20 protein-coding genes are annotated in these 22772 nt (G+C 69.1%); 4 read left to right on the plus strand and 16 right to left on the minus strand.

The genetic code is table 11. From position 1 onward, the window contains the following. Positions 1–4 precede the first annotated feature (4 nt). Entirely contained in the window at positions 5–1048 is a 1044-nt protein-coding gene (locus ACIHA7_RS06805; RefSeq protein WP_397286273.1) for an Lrp/AsnC family transcriptional regulator, read from the minus strand. A gap of 109 nt (positions 1049–1157) precedes the next feature. Here ACIHA7_RS06805 and ACIHA7_RS06810 point away from each other — a divergent pair, with 109 nt between their 5' ends. The 3 genes from ACIHA7_RS06810 to ACIHA7_RS06820 all read left to right on the plus strand — a co-directional run bounded on the left by ACIHA7_RS06810 (position 1158) and on the right by ACIHA7_RS06820 (position 6091). Next, positions 1158–2678, plus strand: a complete 1521-nt coding sequence (locus tag ACIHA7_RS06810) for an MFS transporter (RefSeq protein ID WP_397286275.1) — start codon at positions 1158–1160, stop codon at positions 2676–2678. A 90-nt stretch (positions 2679–2768) separates the two neighbouring features. Then, on the plus strand, positions 2769–4079 hold the full coding sequence (locus ACIHA7_RS06815; protein WP_397286277.1) for a glycosyltransferase: 1311 nt from the start codon (positions 2769–2771) through the stop codon (positions 4077–4079). Then, positions 4076–6091 (plus strand): glycosyltransferase family 39 protein, encoded by a 2016-nt coding sequence (locus ACIHA7_RS06820; protein ID WP_397286279.1) that lies wholly within the window; start codon positions 4076–4078, stop codon positions 6089–6091. The genes ACIHA7_RS06815 and ACIHA7_RS06820 overlap by 4 nt, the downstream gene beginning before the upstream one ends. Positions 6092–6200: 109 nt before the next feature. Here ACIHA7_RS06820 and ACIHA7_RS06825 read toward each other — a convergent pair whose 3' ends face one another. The 9 genes from ACIHA7_RS06825 to ACIHA7_RS06865 form a co-directional block, all read right to left on the minus strand. Then, complete coding sequence (locus tag ACIHA7_RS06825) at positions 6201–6974, minus strand: SDR family oxidoreductase (RefSeq protein WP_397286281.1); 774 nt, start codon at positions 6972–6974, stop codon at positions 6201–6203. 102 nt (positions 6975–7076) lie between these two features. Next, positions 7077–7949, minus strand: a complete 873-nt coding sequence (locus ACIHA7_RS06830; protein ID WP_397286283.1) for a phosphotransferase family protein — start codon at positions 7947–7949, stop codon at positions 7077–7079. 54 nt (positions 7950–8003) lie between these two features. Next, positions 8004–8618, minus strand: a complete 615-nt coding sequence (locus ACIHA7_RS06835) for a TetR/AcrR family transcriptional regulator (RefSeq protein ID WP_397286285.1) — start codon at positions 8616–8618, stop codon at positions 8004–8006. A gap of 5 nt (positions 8619–8623) precedes the next feature. Then, positions 8624–9406 (minus strand): enoyl-CoA hydratase family protein, encoded by a 783-nt coding sequence (locus ACIHA7_RS06840; RefSeq protein WP_397286287.1) that lies wholly within the window; start codon positions 9404–9406, stop codon positions 8624–8626. Between the two features lie 14 nt (positions 9407–9420). Continuing rightward, positions 9421–10581, minus strand: a complete 1161-nt coding sequence (locus tag ACIHA7_RS06845) for an acyl-CoA dehydrogenase family protein (RefSeq protein WP_387713316.1) — start codon at positions 10579–10581, stop codon at positions 9421–9423. Next, positions 10578–12617, minus strand: a complete 2040-nt coding sequence (locus ACIHA7_RS06850; protein ID WP_397286290.1) for an acetyl/propionyl/methylcrotonyl-CoA carboxylase subunit alpha — start codon at positions 12615–12617, stop codon at positions 10578–10580. The genes ACIHA7_RS06845 and ACIHA7_RS06850 overlap by 4 nt, the downstream gene beginning before the upstream one ends. Before the next feature lie 8 nt (positions 12618–12625). Then, positions 12626–14224, minus strand: coding sequence for an acyl-CoA carboxylase subunit beta (locus ACIHA7_RS06855; protein WP_397286292.1), 1599 nt, complete (start codon positions 14222–14224; stop codon positions 12626–12628). After that, positions 14221–15375, minus strand: coding sequence for an acyl-CoA dehydrogenase family protein (locus ACIHA7_RS06860; protein WP_397286294.1), 1155 nt, complete (start codon positions 15373–15375; stop codon positions 14221–14223). Before ACIHA7_RS06860 ends, ACIHA7_RS06855 begins: the two co-directional genes overlap by 4 nt. Next, positions 15372–17087 carry an acyclic terpene utilization AtuA family protein gene (locus tag ACIHA7_RS06865; protein ID WP_397286296.1) on the minus strand — a complete coding sequence of 572 codons (1716 nt, stop codon included), beginning with the start codon at positions 17085–17087 and terminating at the stop codon, positions 15372–15374. Before ACIHA7_RS06865 ends, ACIHA7_RS06860 begins: the two co-directional genes overlap by 4 nt. Positions 17088–17315: 228 nt before the next feature. Here ACIHA7_RS06865 and ACIHA7_RS06870 point away from each other — a divergent pair, with 228 nt between their 5' ends. Continuing rightward, entirely contained in the window at positions 17316–17477 is a 162-nt protein-coding gene (locus tag ACIHA7_RS06870) for a hypothetical protein (RefSeq protein WP_397286297.1), read from the plus strand. Position 17478: 1 nt separating this feature from the next. Here the strand turns inward: ACIHA7_RS06870 and ACIHA7_RS06875 are convergent, their stop codons facing one another. The 6 genes from ACIHA7_RS06875 to thiO form a co-directional block, all read right to left on the minus strand. Then, positions 17479–18402: an adenylate/guanylate cyclase domain-containing protein gene (locus ACIHA7_RS06875; protein WP_397286299.1), complete on the minus strand. Its 924-nt coding sequence runs from the start codon at positions 18400–18402 to the stop codon at positions 17479–17481. A 383-nt stretch (positions 18403–18785) separates the two neighbouring features. Then, entirely contained in the window at positions 18786–19547 is a 762-nt protein-coding gene (locus ACIHA7_RS06880) for an ABC transporter permease (RefSeq protein WP_397286301.1), read from the minus strand. After that, complete coding sequence (locus ACIHA7_RS06885) at positions 19547–20491, minus strand: ABC transporter ATP-binding protein (protein WP_397286303.1); 945 nt, start codon at positions 20489–20491, stop codon at positions 19547–19549. The genes ACIHA7_RS06880 and ACIHA7_RS06885 overlap by 1 nt, the downstream gene beginning before the upstream one ends. Before the next feature lie 147 nt (positions 20492–20638). Continuing rightward, the gene (locus tag ACIHA7_RS06890) at positions 20639–21412 is read right to left on the minus strand and encodes a thiazole synthase (protein WP_397286306.1); all 774 of its coding nucleotides are present in this window, start codon (positions 21410–21412) and stop codon (positions 20639–20641) included. Continuing rightward, positions 21405–21623 carry a sulfur carrier protein ThiS gene (thiS, locus tag ACIHA7_RS06895; RefSeq protein WP_107659753.1) on the minus strand — a complete coding sequence of 73 codons (219 nt, stop codon included), beginning with the start codon at positions 21621–21623 and terminating at the stop codon, positions 21405–21407. Before thiS ends, ACIHA7_RS06890 begins: the two co-directional genes overlap by 8 nt. After that, on the minus strand, positions 21620–22717 hold the full coding sequence (gene thiO / locus ACIHA7_RS06900) for a glycine oxidase ThiO (RefSeq protein WP_397286309.1): 1098 nt from the start codon (positions 22715–22717) through the stop codon (positions 21620–21622). The genes thiS and thiO overlap by 4 nt, the downstream gene beginning before the upstream one ends. Positions 22718–22772 lie beyond the last annotated feature (55 nt).

Here is a 22772-nt window from a genome sequence, read left to right on the forward strand (position 1 = left end):
GGGACTAGCGACGCCGGGCCGTGCCGGAGCGGGGCGGCACCGGCGGTGGCGGAGTGAGCAGGCCCGCGCTGGTGCGCGAGCCCGCCTGCTTGAGTCGTTCGTGCACCGGGGTGAGTTCGAAACTGTGCACACCGTCGAGGGTCGCCATCTTGGTGGTCACGTAGTGGTACAGATCGTCAGCGGTGTCCGCGGTCAGCACGGCGAAGATGTTGAACGGTCCGGTAACCGCTGCGGCGTAGGCGGTTTCATCGTGCTCGGCGACGGCACGGCCGATCGCCGCGAGCCGCGCCGGGGCCACCCGCAGCCAGAGGAAGGCCGAGAGGCTGGAACCCAGTGCGGCAGGGGCGATGTCGAGATCGAAGTACAGGATTCCCGCGGCCTGCAAGGCCGCGATGCGGCGGGCCACCCGGCCGATGCTCATGCCGGTGGCCCGCGCCAGGACGGCGTAGCTCGCGCGCCCGTCGCGGGCCAGTAGTTCGAGCAGCGCGGCGTCCTCGTCCCGGAGCTGTAGGTCGGCCTCGGCGTAATCCGTTGCGGCCGTGCTGTGCTCGTCATCGGCGCGCTTGGCCTGTCGGCCGCGCCAGTCGAGCGCGCCCGGTCCGACGAATCGGTGCAGGATCATCGCCGCGGCGATGTCGTGCACCGGTGCCGTGCGCTGCAGTCGCCGCACCAGCAGGTCGTCGCGATCCTGCTGGGTGCGCGGGTGCAGCGAGAAGTTCACCTCGGCCCCCGCCGCCGCGATGGCGACCCACGCGGCGTCGTCGCGGCGCGCCAGCGCCTCACCCACCTGCCGCGCGCCGTCCGGACGACAGTGCACCCGGATGATCCAGTCGTTCTCGCCGAGGGCCCTGGAGTCGACCGCGCCGATCACCCGGACCACGCCGTCGCGGCGCAGCCGCCGATAGCGGCGGGCGACGGTCTGTTCGGCGACGCCGAGTTCGGCGGCGACCCGGTTGAACGAGACGCGCGGGTCGAGCTGCAGCGACTGCACGATCTGCGTATCGACGCCGTCCAAGATGGAGTTTTTGCCTATTCCCGCGGCGCTCATAAGGAGGAAATGTACGCCAAGTCCTGATCGGGACGCCGGAACGAGCTGGTTCTCCGAATACTCGACGCCGTCGCCACTCACTCCCCGATTTCGAGAGAGGACAACGGTTTTGCGTAAATGGCTACCACTGCTGACGGTGTGTCTGGGCACCTTCATGCTGTTGGTCGACGTCACCATCGTGAACGTCGCACTACCCGACATGCGAAGCGACTTGAACGCGTCGTTCAGCGCACTGCAATGGGTCGTCGACGGCTACGCCCTTGCCATGGCAGCGCTCATGCTCGGCGCGGGCTCGATCGCCGACCTGGCCGGGCATCGCCGCGCCTACCTGGCCGGATTGCTGCTGTTCGCGGTGTCCTCACTGGTCTGCGGTCTCGCACCGAACCCGACCGTGCTCATCCTCGCCAGGGTGGTGCAGGGGGTCGGCGCGACCACCATGGCGTGTACCACCTTCGCCCTGCTGAACAACTCGTACACCGACCGGGACCGGGGCACCGCGTACGGAGTCTGGGGTGCTGTCGCGGGCGCGTCGAGTGCCATCGGGCCGATCATCGGCGGCGTGCTCACCGATCTCGCCTCCTGGCGCTGGATCTTCTTCGTCAACCTGCCGGTCAGCGCGGTGGCGGTGGCGCTGTGCCTGTGGGTACTCGGCGACGGGGAGCGGGCGCGGCGCGGCCGGATCGACGTCGCGGGCATGGCGGCGTTCACCGTCGGCGCGGCGACCGCTACCTACGCACTGATCCGGGCCAACGAGCACGGCTGGTCCGATCCGCGCACCTGGTGGTTGCTGCTGGTCGCCGCGGGGTCGCTGGTGGTGTTCCTGCTCGTCGAGCGGGCTTCGGCACACCCGATGCTCGACCTGGCGCTGCTGGGTGACCGCTCGTTCGTCGGCGTGCTCGTCGCCGCCGGTGCGCTGTTCTTCGCCGCCTTCGGCGCGCTGATGTACACCCAGATCTGGCTGCAGTCGGTGCTCGGACTCAGCGCGATCCAGGCGGGCGCGGTGGGACTGCCGTTGTCCGTCATGGCATTTCTGGTGTCCGGCGTCTTCGGCCGGTATCTGCACGGCGAGCAGCGCGGCCGGATCATCGCGGGTGGTCTCTTCGCCATCGGCCTCGGCGGGGTGGCGGGCGCGGTGCTGGTGCACGGCGAAGCGGGTTGGGCGGCATTGGTTCCCGGCTTCCTGGTGATCGGCCTCGGGGTCGGCCTGGCCACCGCGACATTGAGTTCGGCGGCGATGGCGGCGGTGCCATGGCAGCGGGCCGGGATGGCGACGGGCGCGGTCAATACCGCGCAGCAGCTGAGCTTCACCCTCGGGATCGCCACGCTGGGCAGTGTTTTCACGGCGCGGGCGGCGGATGTGCTCGCCGAGCGGGCGGTGCCGGACGCGGCGGACGCGGCGCGGGCCGTCGGCGGTGGCCGAGCCGCGGTGTTGGTACAGCAGGTGCCCGCAGAGGCACAGTCCGCGCTGGCGGCGGCGGTGCGGGCCGCGGCGGCAGCGGGTGTTCAGGGCACCCTCGCGGTCAGTGGCGTCGTCGGCTTGGTCGGCGGCGCGGCCGTGCTGCTGCTGATGCGGCGGCGCGGCGGTCCGGTGCCGGAGGTGGCCGAAGAGGCGGCACACGTGCCCGCTTGATCGGCTTTCCGCGCTGGGCGCCACGCCCCCCCAGGAACCTCACAGCTGAGGCCCAGCTCCGTGACAACGTGGCGGCCGAAGGTAGTCCCTATGACCGAGACTGTGACCGTCGCGGCGGCGGAATTAGCCGAGACACCGGGTGCGCCCGTGCTGGACGTGGTGATACCCGTCTACAACGAAGAGACCGACCTCGGCATCTGTGTGCGCAGGCTGCATGCGTATCTGCGCGCGGGGTTCCCCTTCCCGGCGCGGATCACGGTGGCCGACAATGCCAGCACCGACGCCACCCTGCAGGTCGCCGAGCTGCTCGCCGAGGAGCTCGACGGCGTGCGGGTGCTGCACCTGGATGCCAAGGGGCGTGGACGGGCGCTGCGCGCGGCCTGGGAGCATTCCGACGCGCAGGTGGTCGCCTATATGGATGTGGACCTGTCCACCGACCTGAACGCGCTGCTGCCCCTGGTGGCACCGCTGATCACCGGGCACTCGGACCTGGCGATCGGGACCCGGCTCAGCTCGTCCTCGCGGGTGGTGCGCGGGCCGAAGCGCGAGATCATCTCGCGCTGCTACAACCTCTTGCTGAAAGCCTCACTGCAAGCGCACTTCTCGGACGCGCAGTGTGGTTTCAAGGCGATGCGCAGCGAAGTGGCGCGGCAGCTGCTGCCGCTGGTGCGCGACGGCGAGTGGTTCTTCGACACCGAGCTACTCGTGCTCGCCGAGCGGGCCGGGTTACGCATCCACGAGGTGCCGGTGGACTGGATCGATGATCCGGACAGTCGCGTCGACATCGTCGACACCGCACGCAAGGACCTGCTCGGCATCGGGCGATTGACGCGGGCGCTGGCCACCGGGGCGTTGCCGCTGGAGGAATTGCGCCGTGCGGTGGGGCGCGAACCGCTGGTGCCCGGCGTGCCGCTCGGGATGGTCGGCCAGCTGGTTCGCTTCGCGATCGTCGGCGTGCTGAGCACGCTGGCCTATCTGTTGCTCTACGTGGTGTTGCAATCGTTCACCGAGGCGCAGGTGGCCAATTTCCTGGCGCTGTTGATCACGGCAGTCGCCAATACGGCGGCCAACCGTGCGTTCACCTTCGGCGTGCGTGGCGCGACGGGCGCGGTGTCACACCAGTTCCAGGGGTTGGTGATCTTCGGTATCGGGTTGGCGCTGACCAGCGGATCGCTGTTCACCCTGCACCATTGGGCGCCGGACGCGCCGGTGCATCTGGAGTTGTTCGTGCTGGTGCTCGCCAATCTGGTGGCCACGATTCTGCGATTCGTCGGGTTGCGATGGGTGTTCCGGAACACGCCGAACCCGGCGCGGAAGGCACTCGCAACGAGCGCGGCGGCCGACTCCGACACTGAGCCGGCCGCGATCGCTGCCCAAGGCCACGAGGAAGGTGTTCGATGACCGCGACACTGGCGCCGCCCACGGCGGTTCCGGCACAACCCGCGCCCGAACGTGGAACCCGCTGGGAATACCCGGCATTGGCCGCCTTGCTGATCGGCACGGCTGTCGCGTACCTGTGCAACCTGAGCGCGAACGGGTGGTCCAACTCCTTCTACTCCGCTGCGGTGCAAGCGGGTTCGGTGTCGTGGAAGGCCTTCTTCTTCGGATCCTCGGATGCGGCGAACTCGATCACCGTGGACAAGCCGCCCGCCGCGCTCTGGCTGATGGAGTTGTCGGTGCGGGCGTTCGGCTTGAACAGCTGGAGCATTCTGGTGCCGGAGGTGCTGCTCGGTGTCGCCAGCGTGGCGCTGCTGTGGGCGACGGTGCGCAGGCCGTTCGGGCCCGCCGCCGGGCTGCTCGCCGGACTGGTGCTCGCGGTGACTCCCGTTGCGGTGCTCATGTTTCGGTTCAACAATCCGGATGCGCTGCTGGTGTTCCTGATGGTCGCGGCGGCGTGGGCGATCACCCGGGCGGTCGAGGACGGACGCTGGCGCTGGCTGGTGCTGACCGGGGTGTTCGTCGGGTTCGGCTTTCTCACCAAGCAGCTGCAGGTGCTGCTGGTTGTTCCGCCGCTGGCCCTGACCTATCTGGTAGCCGGGCCGCCCAAGCTCGGCAAACGCATCGCGCAGCTGGTGGCCGCAGGCGTCGCCATGGTGGTCGCGGCCGGTTGGTGGTTGCTGGCCGTGGAACTGTGGCCCGCCTCGTCGCGGCCGTGGATCGGTGGGTCGCAGCACAATTCGATTCTCGAGCTCACGCTCGGCTACAACGGACTCGGTCGGCTCAGCGGCAACGAGAGCGGCAGCGTCGGGCCCGGTGGCGAGCTGCCGCCCGGCGGCAACGGCATGTGGGGTAGCACCGGCATCACGCGCATGTTCGAGGCCGCGCAGGGTGGTCAGATCGCCTGGCTGATCCCGGCGGCGCTGGTGGCCCTGGTCGCGGGAATCCTGTTGCGCGGCAGGACTGCCCGCACCGATCCGCAGCGTGCGTCGTTGATCCTCTGGGGCGGTTGGCTGCTGGTGACCGGCTTGACCTTCAGCTTCATGGCGGGGATCTTCCATCAGTACTACACGGTGGCGCTGGCTCCGGCCGTCGGCGCGCTCGTCGGCGCGGGCGCTGTGCTGCTGTGGCGCGAGCGGCACCGGCTGTGGGTGCGGGCGATGCTCGCGCTCGCCGTCGGGCTCACCACCGCGACCGCGTGGATGTTGTTGTCCCGCAGCGTGCATTGGGTGCCGTGGTTGCGGTGGACCGTACTTGTGGTCGGTGTACTCGCCACCATCGCCGCGCTCGTGCCCGCCCGGCGCAAGCTCGCCGTCGTCTCCGCACTGATCATCGCCTGCACCGGATTGGCCGGGCCGACCGCCTACGCCATCGACACGATCGCCACGCCGCACGAGGGTTCCATCCCGTCGGCGGGCCCGAATGTGGGCGGGTTCGGCATGTTCGGCAGGCCACCGTGGGCCGAGGGGATGCCCGATGGCCCCGGCACACCCCCGCCCGGCGGCGCACCGAACGGCCGCGCACCCGGCGGACGCCCCGGAAACGGACCGGGCCAGGGTCCGATGCCGGCCGGTGGCCCTGGCCGGGAGATCATCACCGCGGGTGGCCTACTCGGTGCGAGCAAACCGAGCGAAAAAGTAGTGTCGCTGCTCGAACACAACGGCAGCGCCTACACCTGGGTCGCCGCTGCCGTCGGTTCGAATAGCGCCGCAGGCTACCAACTTGCCACCGAGCTCCCGGTAATGCCCATCGGCGGCTTCAACGGCAGTGACCCATCCCCCACCCTCGACCAGTTCAAAGAGTATGTAGCCCAAGGAAAGATCCACTACTTCATCGGCAGCAAGCGCGGCGGACACAACGAAGTATTCGGCCCCGCCCCCTCCGGTTCCAGTTCCCAGATCGCCCAATGGGTTCAGGAAAACTTCACCGCTACCGAAGTAGACGGAATCACGCTCTACGACCTCACCACCCACTGAATCGCCGCGATCCGCAGCGGCCCTGCGGATCACGACCCGCCAAGCTCGAGGAAAGACCCGTAACGGCAGCGAGTTTCGCTGCCGTTACGGGCCGTGGCGCACCGGGCTGTTACGCGGCCGGGTAGGTGGCTTCAAGCCATTCGGCGTAGGTGGGGCCCGCGAGGACGGCGTGCGGGCTGGGGAGCAGCGTGCCGTCTTCGAAGGCTTCGCGGTCCGGGTTCTGCGGGTCACTGGACTCGATGATGTGGGCGGGGCCGCCGCGGCGCGCGGCGAAGAGGGTGGCGGCGCCTGCCATGGTTTCGGGTCGGGGGCCCGCGATTTCGGGGAACGGAGTCGCGGGGGCGGTGGGCTCGACGGCGAGATCGACGAGCGCTTCGGCGACGGTGCGAGCGGCCACCAGCTGGGTGCGCATGGCGGCGACATAGGCCGTGTCACCCTGGGTGCCCCACTGGGTCATCACCTCGACCAGTTCGTGGAACTGGGCGGCGCGCAGGATATGCACGGGCAGCGGGCCTGCCAGCAGCTGCTGCTCGTGCACCAGTTTGGCGGCGTTGTAACCCGCGGTGGCGGTGTCGATGCCGATGATGGAGACGGCGACCAGGCGCTCGACGCCGGCCTGCCGGCCTGCCTCGTGCAGGTTACGGGCGGCTGCGGTGAAGAACTCGGTGGCGATGTCCTTGTCGGCGGACGGCGTGCTGGCGGCGTCGATGACGACCTGCACGCCGTCGAGCGCCTCGACCAGACCCGCGCCGCTCTCGATGTCCACGCCGTTGCTCCGCGAGAACGCGACCACCTCGTACCCTCGCTCGGTCAGCACATCCACCACGTGCTTGCCCAGCCGTCCGGTCGCCCCGGCCACCGCGATCTTCTTGGTCGTCGTCATGCTTCCCGCTCCCTCTGTGTCAGTGCGTTGTTCCGCGTTCACAGAGAGGACGACGCAGCGTCAGCGAGTGTGACATCCCGCAAAAGGCCAGGTAACAGCCGTTCAGCTGAGCATGGTCAGGAGGCGCTCGTGCACTACATCGCGGACGGCGGGGGCGAGATCGGGCTTTTCGGCGAGGAGTTCGAGCATGCGCAGGATCTGCAGGGCTTCGATGCGCAGGGGCAGTTCGAGGTCCGTGGCGTCGAAGCCCGCGCTCTCGAGAAAGTCCGGCCAGGCGGCGGGGAGAGGGCCGGCGAGGCTGACCGACCAGGACCACCAGGCGGGGTCGAAGAGGGGGTCGGCGAGGCGGATGGACTCGAAATCGAGGAGGCCGGTGATGGTTTCGCCGTCGGTGAGGATGTTGACGGGGGTGAAGTCGCCGTGCGCGAGGACGGTGGGGCGGTCGGCGAAGAGCGTGGGCAGGGATTTCAGGGTCCGGTCGAGGGTGGCGCGGTGGTCGGGACCGAGTTCCAGGTGCGCGGCCCAGCCGGTCGCGCTTTCGACCAGGCGGGTGGGGCTGGCCCAGAGGTCGTCGAGTTGCAGGCCCGCGGTGGGCAGGCGGCGGAAAGCCGCGAGCAGGGTACCCATCTCGCGGGCGAGGGCGCGGAATCGCGGACCGTCGAAGTCGCCACTGGCGGGGACCGGAACTCCAGGGAGGGCGTCGAAGACGATCCAGGCCGGGTCGGCATCGAGGTCGAAGCGGCGGATCTTCGGAATGGTGATGCCGCGTTTGGCGGCGGGCTCCAGCAGCGTGTGCATCACCCGCAGGCGGCGTTCGGCGTCGTCGGGATTGCGATAGCGCTGCAGCACCATCCGATCACCGTCGGCGAGGGTGAGCAGGTCCGTGCGGTTCTGGAAACCCCATTCGGCGGGCGCGCTACCGGCAATCGGCTGGCCGAGGGTCTGCTCGAGCCCGCCGTACTCCGCACTGTCCATACGGCAGACCCTAAGGCACGCACGGACTGTTGCGCGCCGATCGGCTCAGCGCATTCAGCGCGGCGCGTTCAACGCCGTGTGCAGGGTGGCCGCCCACTGCTGGACGATCTGCTTGCGACGCGCGGAGTCGTCGGTGAGCACATCGGCAAGGCCGAGACCGCGCGCCAGGTCGAGGGTGGCCTGGACCAGGTGGTGGGTGACCGGATCGGCGTCGTCGACCCCGAGGGCCTCCACCGCGCGCCGGTGCGAGACCCGGCCGAATTTGGCCTCCAACGGGACGATCCGCTCCCGAAGCGCCGGATCGGCGGCCGCGTGCGTCCAGACCTGCAGCGCCGCCTTGAACAGCGGGCTGGTGTAGGACTCGACCAGGCCCGCCACCACAGCCTCGGTCCGGCCGACCCCGTCGGCCAGGGCGGCGACCGCGACCGCCTCCTCCCTGGCCTGCTGGGTCCGGCTGTCGAACATGTACTCGAGCGCGGCGGTGATCAGGTCTTCCCTGGTCGGGAAGTGATGCTGCGCCGCGCCCCTGGACACCCCGGCCCGTTCGGCGACGACGGCGACCGTCGCTGCCGCCCAGCCGGTTTCGGCCAGGCAGTCGATGGTCGCCTCCAACAGGCGCTGCCGGGTGGCTCGGCTGCGGTCCTGCTTGGGTTCGTGGGGTGTCGCCATGGGGGCTATTCTGCCCAGCTCGGCGGACGGCGCTGCAGGAAGGCCGCCATGCCCTCGTGCACCTCCTCGGTGCCGAAGAAACTCGCCGAGCGCTCGGCCAGCTCCTCGGCCGAGGCGTCGAACTCGGCAAGCGTGGCCGCGTTCACCAGCTGCTTGCTCGCGGCCAGTCCCTGTGGCGAGCCCTTGCGCAGCTCCGCGCGCAGCCGCGCCACCTCGGCCACCGGGTCGGCGGCAGCGGTGGTGATCAGCCCGATCTGTTCGGCGGTGTCGGCGCCGAACTTCTCGCCGGTCAGGAAGTACCTACTGGCCGCACGCGAGGTGAGCCGCGGCAGCAAGGTCAGCGAGATCATGAACGGCGCCAACCCGATTCGGACCTCGGTGAGCGCGAAACTGCTCGTCGGGCCCGCCACCGCGATATCGCAGGCCGCGACGATGCCCATGCCGCCTGCCCGCACGTTGCCGTCGATCTGGGCGATCACCGGCTTCGGGGTGGCCAGGAGACGCCGCAGCACACCGATCATGGTGCGGGTGCGGTCGTCGGCCGCCACCGCGGGGTCGGCGTTGCTCGCCTCGGTGAGGTCGGCGCCCGCGCAGAAGGTGTTGCCGGTGTGCGCGAGCACGATGCCCCGGACCGCGTCGTCGGCGGCCGCGTCGTCGAGCCCCTGGAGGAGCTCGGCAACGAGCTTGGACGACAACGCGTTCCGGTTGTGCGGCGAATCGAGCGTGAGCGTCGCGAAGCCGTCCGCGACGTCGTAGCGGACGAACGGACCAGTCACGGTCTCGGTCATAGGGGAACGGCCTCTCAGTAGGACTTCGGCAGGCCCAGCGAGTACTGGGCGACGAAGTTCAGCACCATCTCGCGGCTGACCGGGGCGATCCGGCCGATCCGCGCCGCGGCCAGCATGGCGGCCAGGCCGTACTCCTTGGTGAGCCCGGCGCCACCGTGGGTCTGGATCGCCTGGTCGAGCGCTTTGATACTCGCCTCGGCCGCAGCGTATTTCGCCATGTTGGCGGCCTCGGCGGCACCCATCTCGTCGCCCGTGTCGTAGAGCGTCGCCGCCTTGCGCATCATCAGCTTCGCCAGCTCCAGCTCGATCTTCACCTGGGCCAGCGGATGCGAAATGCCTTGGTGCGCACCGATCGGCGTCTTCCACACGGTGCGTTCCTTGGCGTATTCCACGGCGCGGTCGATGGCGTAGCGGCCCAGGCCGATGGCCATCGCGGCGCCCATCACTCGCTCGGGGTTCAGGCCGGCGAACAGCTGCATCAGTGCGGCGTCCTCCTTGCCGACCAGCGCGCTGCCGGGCAGCCGGACATCGTCGAGGAACAGCGTGAACTGGTGGTCCGGCTCGATGATGTCCATTTCCTGCGGCGTCTTGTGGAAGCCTTCGGCGTCGGTCGGCACGATGAACAAGGCGGGCTTGAGCTTGCCGGTCTTGTGGTCCTCGGTGCGCGACACGATGAGCACGGCCTCGGCCTGATCGACGCCGGAGATGAAGATCTTGCGCCCGTTGAGGATCCAGTCGTCCCCGTCGCGTCGCGCGGTCGTGGTGATCTGGTGCGAGTTGGAGCCCGCGTCCGGCTCGGTGATGCCGAAGACCATCTTGGCCGAGCCGTCGCCGAGCTTGGGCAGCCACTGCCGCTTCTGCTCGTCGGTGCCGTACTTGGTAATGATGGTGCCGCAGATGGCTGGGGAGACGACCATGAGCAGCAGGCCTGCGCCCTGGGCGGAGAGTTCCTCCATGACCAGCGCCAGCTCGTACAGGCCTGCCCCGCCGCCGCCGTACTCCTCGGGGAGGTTCACGCCGAGGAAGCCGAGTTTGCCCGCCTCGTCCCACAGTTCGGTCAGCGGCTCGTTGGCGCGCGCCTTCGGCAGCACGTAGTCGCGATAGTTGTACTTCGCGGCGAGCGCGGCGACCGCAGCCCGCAGCGCCGTCTGTTCTTCGGTCTCGATAAAACTCATTGTGTCTCCTGGGTTTCCGTGCCCTCGGCAGGGTCGACGACGGCGAGTACGGCACCGACTTCGACCTGCTGGCCGACGGTGACATTGACGGCGCTGAGCACACCGGCGGCGGGTGCGGCGATGGTGTGCTCCATCTTCATCGCCTCCAACCACAGAATGGGTTGGCCCTGTTCGACGCGGCTGCCGACCTCGGCGCCGAGCCGGATCACGCTGCCCGGCATGGGCGCGAGCAGTGAGCCGGTGGCCACCTGATCGGCGGGATCGCTGAAGCGCGGCAGCCTGCGCACACTCACCGGCCCGAGCGGGGAGTCGACGCACACCTGATCGCCGTAGCGAGCGACGGCGAAATGCCTTCGCACCGAGCCCTTTTCACCGGGAACGGCGAGAACGACGCGATCGGGTGCCGCCTCGACGAGTTCGAGTCCGTCGAAACCGTCCACCGCAACGACACCGCGGGTATAGCGATAGCCGATGTCGTGCGTCCCGCTGGTGCGGCTCTCGAACAGCTTGTGCGTCGACTGGGAGGGCAGGTTCCGCCAGCCACTGGGCAGACCGCCGCCGACCCGCGCGGTGCGGCGATTGGCCGCGGCATCGGCCAGCGCGGCGGCCACGATGGACAGCGCCTCGTCGGACTCGGACACCAAAGGTGCCGCCAAGGTGTCGAGTCCGTGCGTGCCGAAGAACGCGGTGTCGGTGTCGCCCGCGAGGAAGGCGGGGTGGCGCAGCACCCGCACCAGCAGGTCGCGATTGGTCACCAAACCGTGAATCTTCGCCCGATGCAAGGCGTTCGCCAGCAATCGCGCTGCCTCGCTGCGGGTTTCGGCATAGGAGATCACCTTGGCCAGCATCGGGTCGTAATGCACGCCGACCACCGACCCGTCGACCACGCCGCTGTCCAACCGGACGCCAGGACGGTCCAGCAGACCGAACTCCGTTGCCACGGAGGGGATGTCGAGGTGATGCACGGTGCCGCTCTGCGGCTGCCAATCCTGCGCCGGATCCTCGGCGTAGAGCCGGACCTCGATCGAATGCCCGTACATCGCCGGGGGTTCGGCGGACAGCGCCGCCCCGGACGCAACCTCGAGTTGCAGCCGAACCAGATCCAGGCCGGTAGTGCATTCGGTGACCGGATGCTCCACCTGCAGGCGGGTATTCATCTCCAGGAAGAAGAAGTCGCCGCGCTCGTCGGCCAAGAATTCCACGGTGCCCGCGCCGGTGTAGCCGATCGCGCCCGCGGCCAACCGCGCCGCTTCGAACAACCGCGCGCGCATTCCGTCGACCCGCTCGACGAGCGGCGAGGGTGCCTCCTCGATCACCTTCTGATGCCTGCGCTGGATGGAGCACTCCCGCTCGCCGACCGCCCAGATGGTGCCGTGCGTGTCGGCCATCACCTGCACCTCGATGTGGCGGCCGGTCTCCAGGTACCGCTCGCAGAACACCGTTGGGTCACCGAAGGCGGACGCCGCCTCGCGCCGCGCCGCTTCGATCTGCGCCTCCAGGTCGCCGAGGCTACGCACCACGCGCATGCCGCGGCCACCACCACCGGCCGACGCCTTGATCAGCACGGGCAGGTGCGCCTCGGTGACCTCGGCCGGGTCGAGCTCGGCCAGCACGGGAACGCCCGCGGCGTCCATCATCTTCTTCGAGGCGACCTTGGAGCCCATCTGCTCGATGGCCTCGACCGGCGGCCCGATCCACACCAGCCCGGCGGCCAGCACCGATTTCGCGAAATCGGCGTTCTCGGAGAGGAATCCGTAACCGGGATGGATCGCGTCCGCACCGGCGGCCAGCGCCGCCTCGATGATCAGTTCGCCGCGCAGATAGGTCTCCGCGGGCGTGTTGCCCGGAAGCAGCACTGCCGCATCGGCTTCGGTCACGTGCGGGGCGGCGGCATCCGCGTCGGAGTAGACCGCAACGGTGCCGAGGCCCATCCGCCGACAGGTGGCGAACACCCGGCGGGCGATCTCGCCACGATTGGCGACCAAGACGGTGTTGATCGGCCCGACCGGCAGGGAATCGCTGCGCGATGTTGTCATGGTCCCCCTCACATTCGGAAGACGCCGAAGCCATCGGCGCCCTTGATCGGGGCATTGTGAATGGCCGACAAGGACATTCCCAACACCGTTCGGGTATCACGCGGATCGATGACGCCGTCGTCGAACAGGCGTCCGGACATGAACATCGCCAGCGACTCGGCCTCGATCTGCGCCTCGATCATGGCGCGCATTCCGGCGTCGGCCTCCTCGTTGAACGGCATGCCCTTGGCCTCGGCGGCCGCCCGGCCGACGATCGAGATGACACCCGCGAGCTGCGCACCGCCCATGACGGCGGATTTCGCACTCGGCCAGGCGTAGACGAAGCGCGGGTCGAAGGCGCGCCCACACATGCCGTAGTGCCCGGCACCGTAGGAGGCGCCCATCAGCACCGAGATATGCGGCACCTTGGAGTTGGAGACCGCGTTGATCATCATCGCGCCGTGCTTGATGATGCCGCGCTGCTCGTACTCCTTACCGACCATGTAGCCGGTGGTGTTGTGCAGGAACAGCAAGGGGGTATCGGTCTTGTTGGCCAGCTGGATGAACTGGGTCGCCTTCTGCGACTCCTCGGAGAAGAGCACGCCGCGCGCGTTGGCCAGGATGCCGATCGGATACCCGTGCAGCTCAGCCCAACCGGTGACCAGGCTGCCGCCGTAGAGCGGCTTGAACTCGTCGAAGTCGGAGCCGTCGACGATGCGCGCGATCACCTCGCGCGGGTCGAACGGGATCTTCAGGTCGGTGGGGACGATGCCGAGCAGGTCCTCGGGGTCGTAGCGCGGCTCGATCACCTCGGCCCGCGGCGCGGGGCCCTGCTTGCGCCAGTTGAGCCGCCGGACGATGGAGCGGCCGATGCGGATCGCGTCCTGCTCGTCGACCGCGTAGTAGTCGGCCAGGCCCGAAACTCGGGCGTGCATGTCGGCGCCGCCGAGCGATTCGTCGTCGGACTCCTCGCCGGTGGCCATCTTGACCAGCGGCGGGCCGCCGAGGAACACCTTGGAGCGCTCCTTGATCATCACCACGTGATCGGACATGCCCGGGATGTAGGCGCCGCCCGCGGTCGAGTTGCCGAAGACCAGAGCGATGGTCGGGATACCCGCGGCCGAAGCCTGGGTGAGGTCGCGGAACATCCGGCCGCCGGGGACGAAGACTTCCTTCTGCGTCGGCAGATCCGCGCCGCCCGACTCGACCAGGGAGATCACCGGCAGCCGGTTCTCCCGCACGATGTCGTTGATGCGCAGCGTCTTTCGCAGCGTCCACGGGTTCGAGGTGCCGCCGCGCACGGTCGGATCGGGCGCGACGATCATGCACTCGACGCCCTCGACGATGCCGATCCCCGCGATAGTGCTCGCGCCGACGTGGAATTCGCTGCCCCAGCCCGCCAGCGGGCACAGCTCCAGAAACGGCGAGTCCTCGTCGATGAGCAGTTCGACGCGTTCGCGCGCGGTCAGCTTGCCGCGCTTGCGGTGCCTGGCCAGCTTGTCCGGGCCGCCGCCGGCGATCGCCTTGGCGAACTCGCCCTCGACCTCAGTCAGCTTGGCCGCCATGGCCTCCGCCGCCGCGGCATACTCCGGCGACGCGGTGTCCAGCGTGCTGCGCAGTGTCGTCATGCCTGGTACCCCAATCGTTTGGCGGCGAGGCCGGTGAGGATCTCGGTGGTGCCACCGCCGATGCCGAGGATGCGCATGTCCCGGTATTGACGTTCCACCTCGGATTCGCGCATGTAGCCCAGGCCGCCGAACAGCTGCACGGCCTGGTTGGCCACCCACTCGCCCGCTTCGACGGCGGTGTTCTTGGCGAAGCACACCTCGGCGATCAGGTCGGTCTCGCCGTTCGCGCTGCGCTGCGCCACATCTCGGGTGTACACGCGGGCCACGTCGATGCGGCGGGCCATCTCGGTGACCGTGTTCTGCACGGCCTGCCTGCTGATCAGCGGGCGGCCGAAGGTCTCGCGGCTGCGCACCCACTCCAGGGTCAGGTCGAGGCAGCGCTGAGCACTCGAGTACGCCTGCACCGCAAGGCCGACCCGCTCGCTGACGAACGCGCCCGCGATCTGGAAGAAGCCGGAGTTCTCCTGGCCGACCAGATTCGCCGCGGGCACCCGCACGTCCACGTAGGACAGTTCGGCGGTGTCGGAGGCGCGCCAGCCCATCTTGTCCAGCTTGCGGCTGACCGTGAAGCCCGGCGTCCCCTTCTCCACCACCAGCAGCGAGATCCCACCGGAGCCAGGGCCGCCCGTGCGCACCGCGGTGACCACGTAGTCGGCGCGGCAGGCGGAGGTGATGAAGGTCTTGGCGCCGTTGACGATGTAGTGGTCGCCGTCGCGGCGGGCGGTGGTGGTGAGATGCCCGACGTCGGAGCCGCCGCCTGGCTCGGTGATGGCCAGCGAGCCGATCTTCTCCCCGGCCAGCGTCGGGCGCACCCAGCGCTCGATCTGCTCGGCATTGCCCGAGGCGATCATGTGCGGCACCGCGATGCCACAGGTGAACAGCGAGGCGAACAAGCCACCGGAGGCGCCGGCCTGGTGCATCTCCTCGCAGACGATCATCGCGTCGATGCCGTCGCCGCCGGAACCGCCCACGGACTCGGGGAATTGGATACCGAGCAGGCCGAGCGCACCGGCCTTCTTGTGTAGTTCGCGCGGGATCTCCCCGTCGCGCTCCCACTGGTCCAGGTACGGCAGGACTTCCCGCTCGGCGAAACCCCGGACGGTGGCGCGCAATTCGCGCCGCTCGGGGGTATTCCACGGACTGAAATTCATGACAGCAGCTCCACTGGGATGTCGAGATGACGGGACCGCAACCATTCGCCGAGTCCCTTGGCCTGGGGGTCGAATCGAGCCTGATAGGCGACGCCCTGACCGAGTAGGCCTTCGATGATGAAGTTCACCGCCCGCAGGTTGGGCAGCATATGCCTGGTGACCGTCAGCGGGGCCGTTTCGGGCAGCAGCTCTTTGACCCGGTCGACGGTGAGGGTGTGCGCCAGCCAGCGCCACTGCTCGTCGGTGCGCACCCAGACACCGATATTGGCGTTGCCGCCCTTGTCGCCGCTGCGGGCCAGGGCGATGGTGCCCAGCGGGGCGCGGCGGGTCTCGCCGGCGGGCAACGGTTCCGGCAGACCTGGCTCGGCGACATCGGCCAACGTCAGCGTGTCGGAGGCGGGCGCGATGTCGACGCGCGAGCCGTCCGGCAGCACCGCGACGTGCGGCACCTCGGTGGCGGCGACGAACCCCGGCGTGTACACGCCGTACGGAGAACCGTTGCCGGGCAACGTGGTAAAGCTGCAACCCGGGTAGCTGGCCAGCGCCAGTTCGACGGCCACGCTGGAGAACGCGCGCCCGACCTTGTTCGGGTCCGGATCGCGCACCACGCAGCGCAGCAGCGCGCTGGCCTGCTCCTCGGTCTCGGCGTCCGGCCGATCCAGCCGCGCCAGCGTCCACTCGAGTTCAGCGGGCCGGGTAGCCAGCCAGGACTCCAGTTGTCGTTGCGCCAGTGCGGCTTTCGCCTCGATGTCGAGCCCGGTGAGGATGAACTCCATCTCGTTGCGGAATCCGCCGAGGGTATTCAGCGATACCTTCAGCTGCTCCGGCGGCGCTTCGCCGACGACACCACTGATCAATACCCGATCGCGGCCGTCGTCGTCGAGGCGGAGGGAGTCCAGTCGCGCGGTCACGTCGGGCCCGGCGTACCTCGGTCCCTGGATCTCGTACATGAGCTGCGCCTCGACGGTGTCGACGGTGACCGCGCCGCCGGTGCCGTCGTGCTTGGTGATGACGCTGCTACCGTCCCTGCGGATTTCGGCGATCGGAAAGCCCGGCCTGCCCAGATCTTCGAGCTCGGTGAAGAACGCGTAGTTGCCGCCGGTGGCCTGGGTGCTGCATTCGATGACGTGCCCGGCCACCACCGCGCCCGCGAGCGCGTCGTAATCGGTGCGGCCCCAACCGAAGTGGGCCGCCGCCGGGCCGACGATCACCGAGGCGTCGGTGACCCGGCCGGTGACCACGATGTCGGCGCCCGCGTTCAGGCACTCGACGATGCCCCAGGCGCCGAGGTAGGCGTTGGCGGTGAGCGGTGCGCCGAGGCCGAGTTCGCTTGCGCGCGCGAGCAGGTCGTCGCCTTCGACGTGCGCGATCTTCGCGTCCAGCCCGAGGTCGGCGGCCACCTTGCGGAGGCGCTGCGCCAGGCCCGCCGGGTTGAGACCGCCCGCGTTCGCGACGATCTGCACGTTGCGTTCCAGCGCGAGGCCGAGGCAGTCCTCGATCTGCTTCACGAAGGTCTTGGCGTAGCCGAGGCTCGGATCCTTCATCCGGTCGCGACCGAGGATCAGCATGGTGAGCTCGGCGAGGTAGTCGCCGGTGAGCACGTCGAGCTGCCCGCCTTCGAGCATCTCGCGCATGGCGCTCAGGCGGTCACCGTAGAAACCGGAACAGTTGCCGATCCGGAGCACGTCCGGGTCGGCGGCCAGCACACTCATCAGCGGGAATGCCTCCTGTAACGGCGGAAAGGGCACAACCGCGTGCCGCGCCCATGAAGTCCGCGTTCCGGAGACCAGCATCACACCCGCGCCAGAAAAAAGCAAGCGCGCGTGCTTGTTAATGATCAGTGGTTCAGATCACAGCAGCCTGCTGCCGATCGAACAAGGCTCGACCGGACCACCGCGGGCGAGTTTTGCGCGAGCCGTAGGTGCTGCACAATCGACACAGTGTCCTCCGACGTCACTGTGTTGATCCTGTTCGCGCTCGCCGGATTTCTGCTCGGCGGCGTCTACTCCACCTGGAAAACCGCGCGCAAGCTGGCGATCGCGCTGGCGGTGCTCGCCGTGCTGGCGATCGCGGGCGGCATCGCCTGGTGGGTCGGCGGCTGACTCAGTTCTCGGACAGCTTGAAGATGCGCAGGTCCTCGGGGACCCCGCTCAGCGGCGCGGCAAAGAAGCTGCGCCGGTACGGCTTCACCGTGTGACCGAGTTCGGCCAGGGTCTCCGGCTGCAGCGCCTGCAGCGTCGCCTCGGACAGCATGGTGTTGCCGTTGCCGCCCGCCTCCATCACCCTGGCGGCGATGGTGACGTCCACGCCGAGCCAGTCGCCGCCGATCTCCCGTGGTGAGCCGGTGTGCAGTCCGATCCGCATCTGGGGGCGGTAGTCGCGCACTTTCACCTCGGTCAGGTTGCGCTTGGCATTGATCGCGGCGCGCACCGCCCGCTCGGCCGAGGGGAACACCGCCATCACGCCGTCGCCCATCCGCTTGACCACCTGACCGCCGCGCTCGGCGATCGGCGGCTCGATGGCCTTGGCGACCCGGCGCAGCAGCTCCAGGGTCGCCTCGTCGCCCGCGGAGAGCGACCAGCTGGAGAAGGCCACCAGATCGGTGAACATGACAGTTACTTCTGCGTTACCTTTGCCGCGGCCGACGCGTTCCAGCATCGCCTGCCAGACCTGCAAGGCGCCGAAACCGATTTCCCGAGCGGCACTGGGAGTGTCACCGACCAGTTTGTCCGCGGCGCGCGCGACGGCGCGGGCACCACCGGGGCCGGTCACCGACAGCGGATCGCCGAACGAGGGGTCACCTGGCAGCTGCTCACGCGCCTTGCGGAGCACACCGATGAAGTCCGACCGATTGTTCGCCACGTTCATCAGCGCCGAAAGCTGACCTTTACGCAGCCCAGCCCCTGGGCGACGGAGAGGACCGTCCCCATCGGCGGGCACCAGCGGGATGACGACCTCGGGCGGACGGTCGTTCTCGTCCTCCGGCTCCGACCCGGGCGCAGCACCGCCGGAAGGTGTTTCGCTCACGCCCAGAGGGTATCTCAGCCGACCTGTCGTCGGCGGATCGCTGATCATGGCCACCTGCTACCTCCCGACGGACTGAGCGGGCACGACATTGGGGCCGCCGATGGATAACGAGCTGGTTGCTGGTTCGAACTCTACCCGCGGTTTCGGCATGGTTGAAGCGACGTGTTTCACAGTTTTTGCGATGTTCACATAGGTCCTTGACCGGCGATAATCCGGCACTTACCGCACAACGCCATCGGCCCGGTGCGAAGGAATCGCACCGGGCCGATGTCACACCGTCCGCCGGGCAGTGGCGGGGCGGTGACGGGGCGCGCGGACCTCCCGACAAGGTCGGCGCCCCAGACCCGAGCGGCGAGGGAAAGCGACTCGGGTGGCTTGTGCCGTCAGGCGTCGCGCTGGTTGATCATGACCAGCGCCGCGCCGTAGACGATCGCGGTGAAGCCGATGAAGTAGAGCAGGCTGCCCCACGGGCCCCAGTGCCAGTTGGCGCCGGACTCGGAGACGCTGAGGAAGTGGCTCGCGTTCTGGAAGGGCAGGAACGGCGTGACATTGCGGCCGAAGCTGCCGAAGGCGCCCAGCAGCGGCTCGATCAGCAACGACCACAGCACGATCAGCGAGATCGCTGCCGCGGACTGCCGGACCAGCACGCCGACCCCGATCGCGACCGCGATCATCAGGAAGGCGTAGATCGGGATGCCGTACACGGCCCGCCACTGCCCGTCCAAGGTCAGGTTCGCAGCGGGCGCGGACCCGCCGATGGCCTTGGCCACGCCGATGGCGACGAAGGCGAGGATGGTGGTGAGCACGGCGCTGAAGACACCCACGAGGGCCGTCTTGGTCAGCAGCACCTTGATCCGATTGGGCACCGCCTGGAAGGTCGTGCGGATGACGCCGAACCGGTATTCGCTGGTCACGGTCAACGCCGCCATGATCATCAGCACCATCACGCCGAAGCCGACGACACCCGCCGTCGCGGTGCTCACGTCGAGCACCGGGGTTCCCTCCGCGGGGTTGTCACCCGCGGACTTGGTGACCAGCGCGAACAGCGCGGCGAGCCCGATGGCGAGCACCACGACGATGGCGGAGCACCACCACGGCGACCTGGTCGAGGTGAGCTTGATTCGTTCTGCTGCCAGCACGCCCATCAGAGCGCACCTCCCATCACCTGATCGAAGCCTTCGCCGTGGTACTGCACGGCGCCGCCGGTCATCCGCATGAACGCCTCTTCCAGCGAAGCGCGTTGCGGCGCGAGCTCGAACAGCGTGATGTCGTTCGCGCCGGCCAGCTTGCCGACCGCGTCACTGGGCACGCCCGCCACGACGAGCGCGGGCCCGTCCTGGCCGGTGCCGTCTTCGCGGACCGTCATGCCGTTGGAGGTGAGCACGCTGCGCAACTGGTCGAGCTGCGGGCTGCGCACCCGCACCGACTGCTCGGAGGCGCGCTCGATGAACTCCTGCGTGGTGGTGTCGGAGATGAGCTGGCCACGGCCGATCACCACGAGGTGTTCGGCGGTCTGCGCCATCTCCGAGAGCAGGTGGCTGGAGACCAGGACGGTGCGTCCCTCGGCGGCAAGTCGCTGCATGAATCGGCGGATCCAGAGGATGCCTTCGGGGTCGAGGCCGTTGACCGGCTCGTCGAACAGCAGCACCTGCGGGTCGCCGAGCAGCGCACCGGCCAGGCCGAGCCGCTGGGACATGCCGAGGGAGAAGCCGCCCGCGGTCTTGCCCGCCACCTCGGACAGGCCGACCAGCCGCAGCACCTCCTCCACCCTGGACTTGGCGATGTCGTTGGACGCGGCCATCCACTCCAGGTGTGCGCGCGCCGAGCGATTCGGATGCACCCACTTGGCGTCGAGCAGCGCGCCGACGGTGCGTAGCGGATGGTCCAGTTCGCGGTATGGCTTGCCCAAGATGTGTGCGGTACCCGCGGTCGGCTTGTCCAGCCCCAGGATCATCCGCATCGTCGTCGACTTACCGGCTCCGTTCGGGCCCAGGAACCCCGTCACCTGTCCGGGTCGAACGGTGAAGGAAAGATCCTGAACCGCGACGGTCTGCCCGTAGTGCTTGGTCAGCCCTCTCAGCTCGATCATGACTACCAGCATTCCGGAAAATGCCGCGACGCGCGTCACTACAAAGTGTCGAGTTCGATCATCCTCGAGGATGACGGCACCCTGACCACCCCGGTAACGGCACCCTGACCCGCCGCCTGAGCAGGCACGATCCGGAAGACGACCTGGTCAGAGCGCGGGCGAGGAAGCCTGCGCCCAGAACCGCTTCGGAATGCGCCCGGCCCGGCGCGCCAGATAACCCGCGCGCACCGCGGCCGCCATCGCCTCGGCCATCAACTCCGGTTGACGGGCCCTGGTGACCGCGGTGGCCAGCAGCACGGCCGAGCAGCCGAGCTCCATGGCCAGGGCGGCGTCGCTTGCGGTGCCGATGCCCGCGTCCAAGATGACCGGGACCTTCGCCTCCGCGACGATCATCTCGATGTTGTGCGGGTTGCCGATGCCCAGACCGGTGCCGATCGGGGAGCCGAGCGGCATCACCGCGACGCAGCCCGCGTCCTCCAGCCTGCGCGCGAGGATCGGGTCGTCGGTGGTGTAGGGCAGCACCACGAAACCGTCGTCGACGAGTTGCTCCGCGGCGGTGACCAGTTCGATCGGGTCGGGCAGCAGGGTGCGTTCGTCGGCGACCACCTCCAGCTTGACCCAGTTGGTGTCGAGCGCCTCGCGGGCCAGTTGCGCGGTGAGCACCGCCTCGGCCGCCGTGCGACAGCCCGCGGTATTGGGCAGCGGCGCGATGTTCAAGCGCTTCAACAGATCCAGCACGCCGGTGCCGCCCGCGGCGTCCACCCGGCGCATGGCGACGGTGGTCAGTTCGGTGCCGGAGGCGACGAGCGCCTCCTCGAGCACGGCGAGGTTGTCCGCGCCGCCGGTGCCCATGATGAGGCGAGAACCGAACTCACGGTCCGCGATACGCAGTGGGGCGTCCGCGCTCTCGACGTCAGCCACCCTGGACCGCCGTCAGTACCTCGATCTGCCAACCGCGACCGACCGGCTCGTCCCAGCGGGATTTGGGGAACACCGCGCCATCCACAGCGAGCGCGATGCCCTGCGACGGCAGCTCCAGGCGGGTGAGCAGCTCACGGACGGTGAGGGTTTCGGCGAACTCGTGATCTGTGCCGTTCACGGTGACGCCGATGGGTACGGATGTCGAAGTCATCGAACTCCTCCTGCGGATGACAAAGGAGACGGCTGGTGAGCCGTCGAGAAACGTTGCGGGTCGGCGGGTTCCGCCTCGGGCAACGGGGTATCGGTGAGCTGGGCGAGGACCGCGTCCACGGTGAGCGGCATGGTCAGCATGCCGTTGCGGCCGTGGCCGGTCGCCGCGATCACCCGGTCGCTCAGTCTACCGAGCAAGGGCAGGTTGTCCGGCGTGCCAGGGCGCGAGCCCGCGCTCGCCTCGGCCAGCTCGTATTCGCCGATGCCAGGGAATACGGCCTCGGCGTCGGCGATCAGGTCACGCACACCGGCGACGGTCACCGCGGTGTCGAAACCTGCCTCGTACTGTGTTGCGCCGACCACGATTCCGTCGGCACGGGGCACCAGGTACACCGACCGACCGTGCACCCTGGCGCGCACGACGCGACGCGGCGCGGGGGCGACGCCGGGGCGGTGCCGCAGCCGCAGGATCTCGCCCTTGATCGGGCGGACCGGCAGCTCGGGCCACAGCCGCGCGGAGGTGGCGCCCGCGGCGAGCACGATTTGATCGTGGCTGAGTTCGTCGAGCGCCGTGACGGATTCGGCGCGGACCTGCACGCCCGCGGCCGCCGCGGCCTCGCGGAGGGCGGCGAGCAGACGCCGGTTATCGATCGCGGGTTCGGCCGGCGCGTGCAGCCCGGCCCGCACCGTGCGGGCGAGGTTCGGTTCCAGCGCGCGCACACCCGCTCGGTCCAGCACCTGCAGTTCGTGCCCGCGGCCACCGACCCACTCGGCGACCGTGCGCAGGTCCGCCGCGTCGGCCGCGTCCAGCGCAACGGTCAGTGTCGCGTCGGCCACGAGCACCGAGACGCCGGTGGCGGCTTCGACGCGGGCCGCGAACTCCGGCCAGCGGGCCAGCGAGGCGGCGCCGAACGCGAGCACCCGGTCCTCCCCCGGCCAGCCCTCGGACAGCGGGGCGAGCATGCCGCCCGCCACCCACGACGCGCCGGATCCGACGGCGGGGTCGAACAGGGTGACCGACCAGCCCGCCTCGGCGGCCCGCCAGGCCACCCCGAGCCCGATGACGCCGCCACCTACGACGGCCAGCGTCCGCATCCGTTTCCACCTGCCTTTGGTCTCCGAGGGGCGGCGTGCTCGGGTCCCGTCCTGG

Origin of the sequence: Nocardia sp. NPDC052316 (assembly GCF_044547795.1) — a bacterium.
Taxonomy (GTDB): Bacteria; Actinomycetota; Actinomycetes; order Mycobacteriales; family Mycobacteriaceae; genus Nocardia.

Bases quoted from the DNA above. Each gene is read 5' to 3' on its own strand.
- thiO (WP_397286309.1), bottom strand. From the start codon at position 22,717: ATGCGGACGCTGGCCGTCGTAGGTGGCGGCGTCATCGGGCTCGGGGTG.
- ACIHA7_RS06815 (WP_397286277.1), top strand. From the start codon at position 2,769: ATGACCGAGACTGTGACCGTCGCGGCGGCGGAATTAGCCGAGACACCG.
- ACIHA7_RS06820 (WP_397286279.1), top strand. From the start codon at position 4,076: ATGACCGCGACACTGGCGCCGCCCACGGCGGTTCCGGCACAACCCGCG.
- ACIHA7_RS06855 (WP_397286292.1), bottom strand. From the start codon at position 14,224: ATGACGACACTGCGCAGCACGCTGGACACCGCGTCGCCGGAGTATGCC.
- ACIHA7_RS06880 (WP_397286301.1), bottom strand. From the start codon at position 19,547: ATGGGCGTGCTGGCAGCAGAACGAATCAAGCTCACCTCGACCAGGTCG.
- ACIHA7_RS06840 (WP_397286287.1), bottom strand. From the start codon at position 9,406: ATGACCGAGACCGTGACTGGTCCGTTCGTCCGCTACGACGTCGCGGAC.
- ACIHA7_RS06835 (WP_397286285.1), bottom strand. From the start codon at position 8,618: ATGGCGACACCCCACGAACCCAAGCAGGACCGCAGCCGAGCCACCCGG.
- thiS (WP_107659753.1), bottom strand. From the start codon at position 21,623: ATGACTTCGACATCCGTACCCATCGGCGTCACCGTGAACGGCACAGAT.
- ACIHA7_RS06825 (WP_397286281.1), bottom strand. From the start codon at position 6,974: ATGACGACGACCAAGAAGATCGCGGTGGCCGGGGCGACCGGACGGCTG.
- ACIHA7_RS06805 (WP_397286273.1), bottom strand. From the start codon at position 1,048: ATGAGCGCCGCGGGAATAGGCAAAAACTCCATCTTGGACGGCGTCGAT.
- ACIHA7_RS06885 (WP_397286303.1), bottom strand. From the start codon at position 20,491: ATGATCGAGCTGAGAGGGCTGACCAAGCACTACGGGCAGACCGTCGCG.
- ACIHA7_RS06850 (WP_397286290.1), bottom strand. From the start codon at position 12,617: ATGACAACATCGCGCAGCGATTCCCTGCCGGTCGGGCCGATCAACACC.
- ACIHA7_RS06865 (WP_397286296.1), bottom strand. From the start codon at position 17,087: ATGAGTGTGCTGGCCGCCGACCCGGACGTGCTCCGGATCGGCAACTGT.
- ACIHA7_RS06845 (WP_387713316.1), bottom strand. From the start codon at position 10,581: ATGAGTTTTATCGAGACCGAAGAACAGACGGCGCTGCGGGCTGCGGTC.
- ACIHA7_RS06830 (WP_397286283.1), bottom strand. From the start codon at position 7,949: ATGGACAGTGCGGAGTACGGCGGGCTCGAGCAGACCCTCGGCCAGCCG.
- ACIHA7_RS06860 (WP_397286294.1), bottom strand. From the start codon at position 15,375: ATGAATTTCAGTCCGTGGAATACCCCCGAGCGGCGCGAATTGCGCGCC.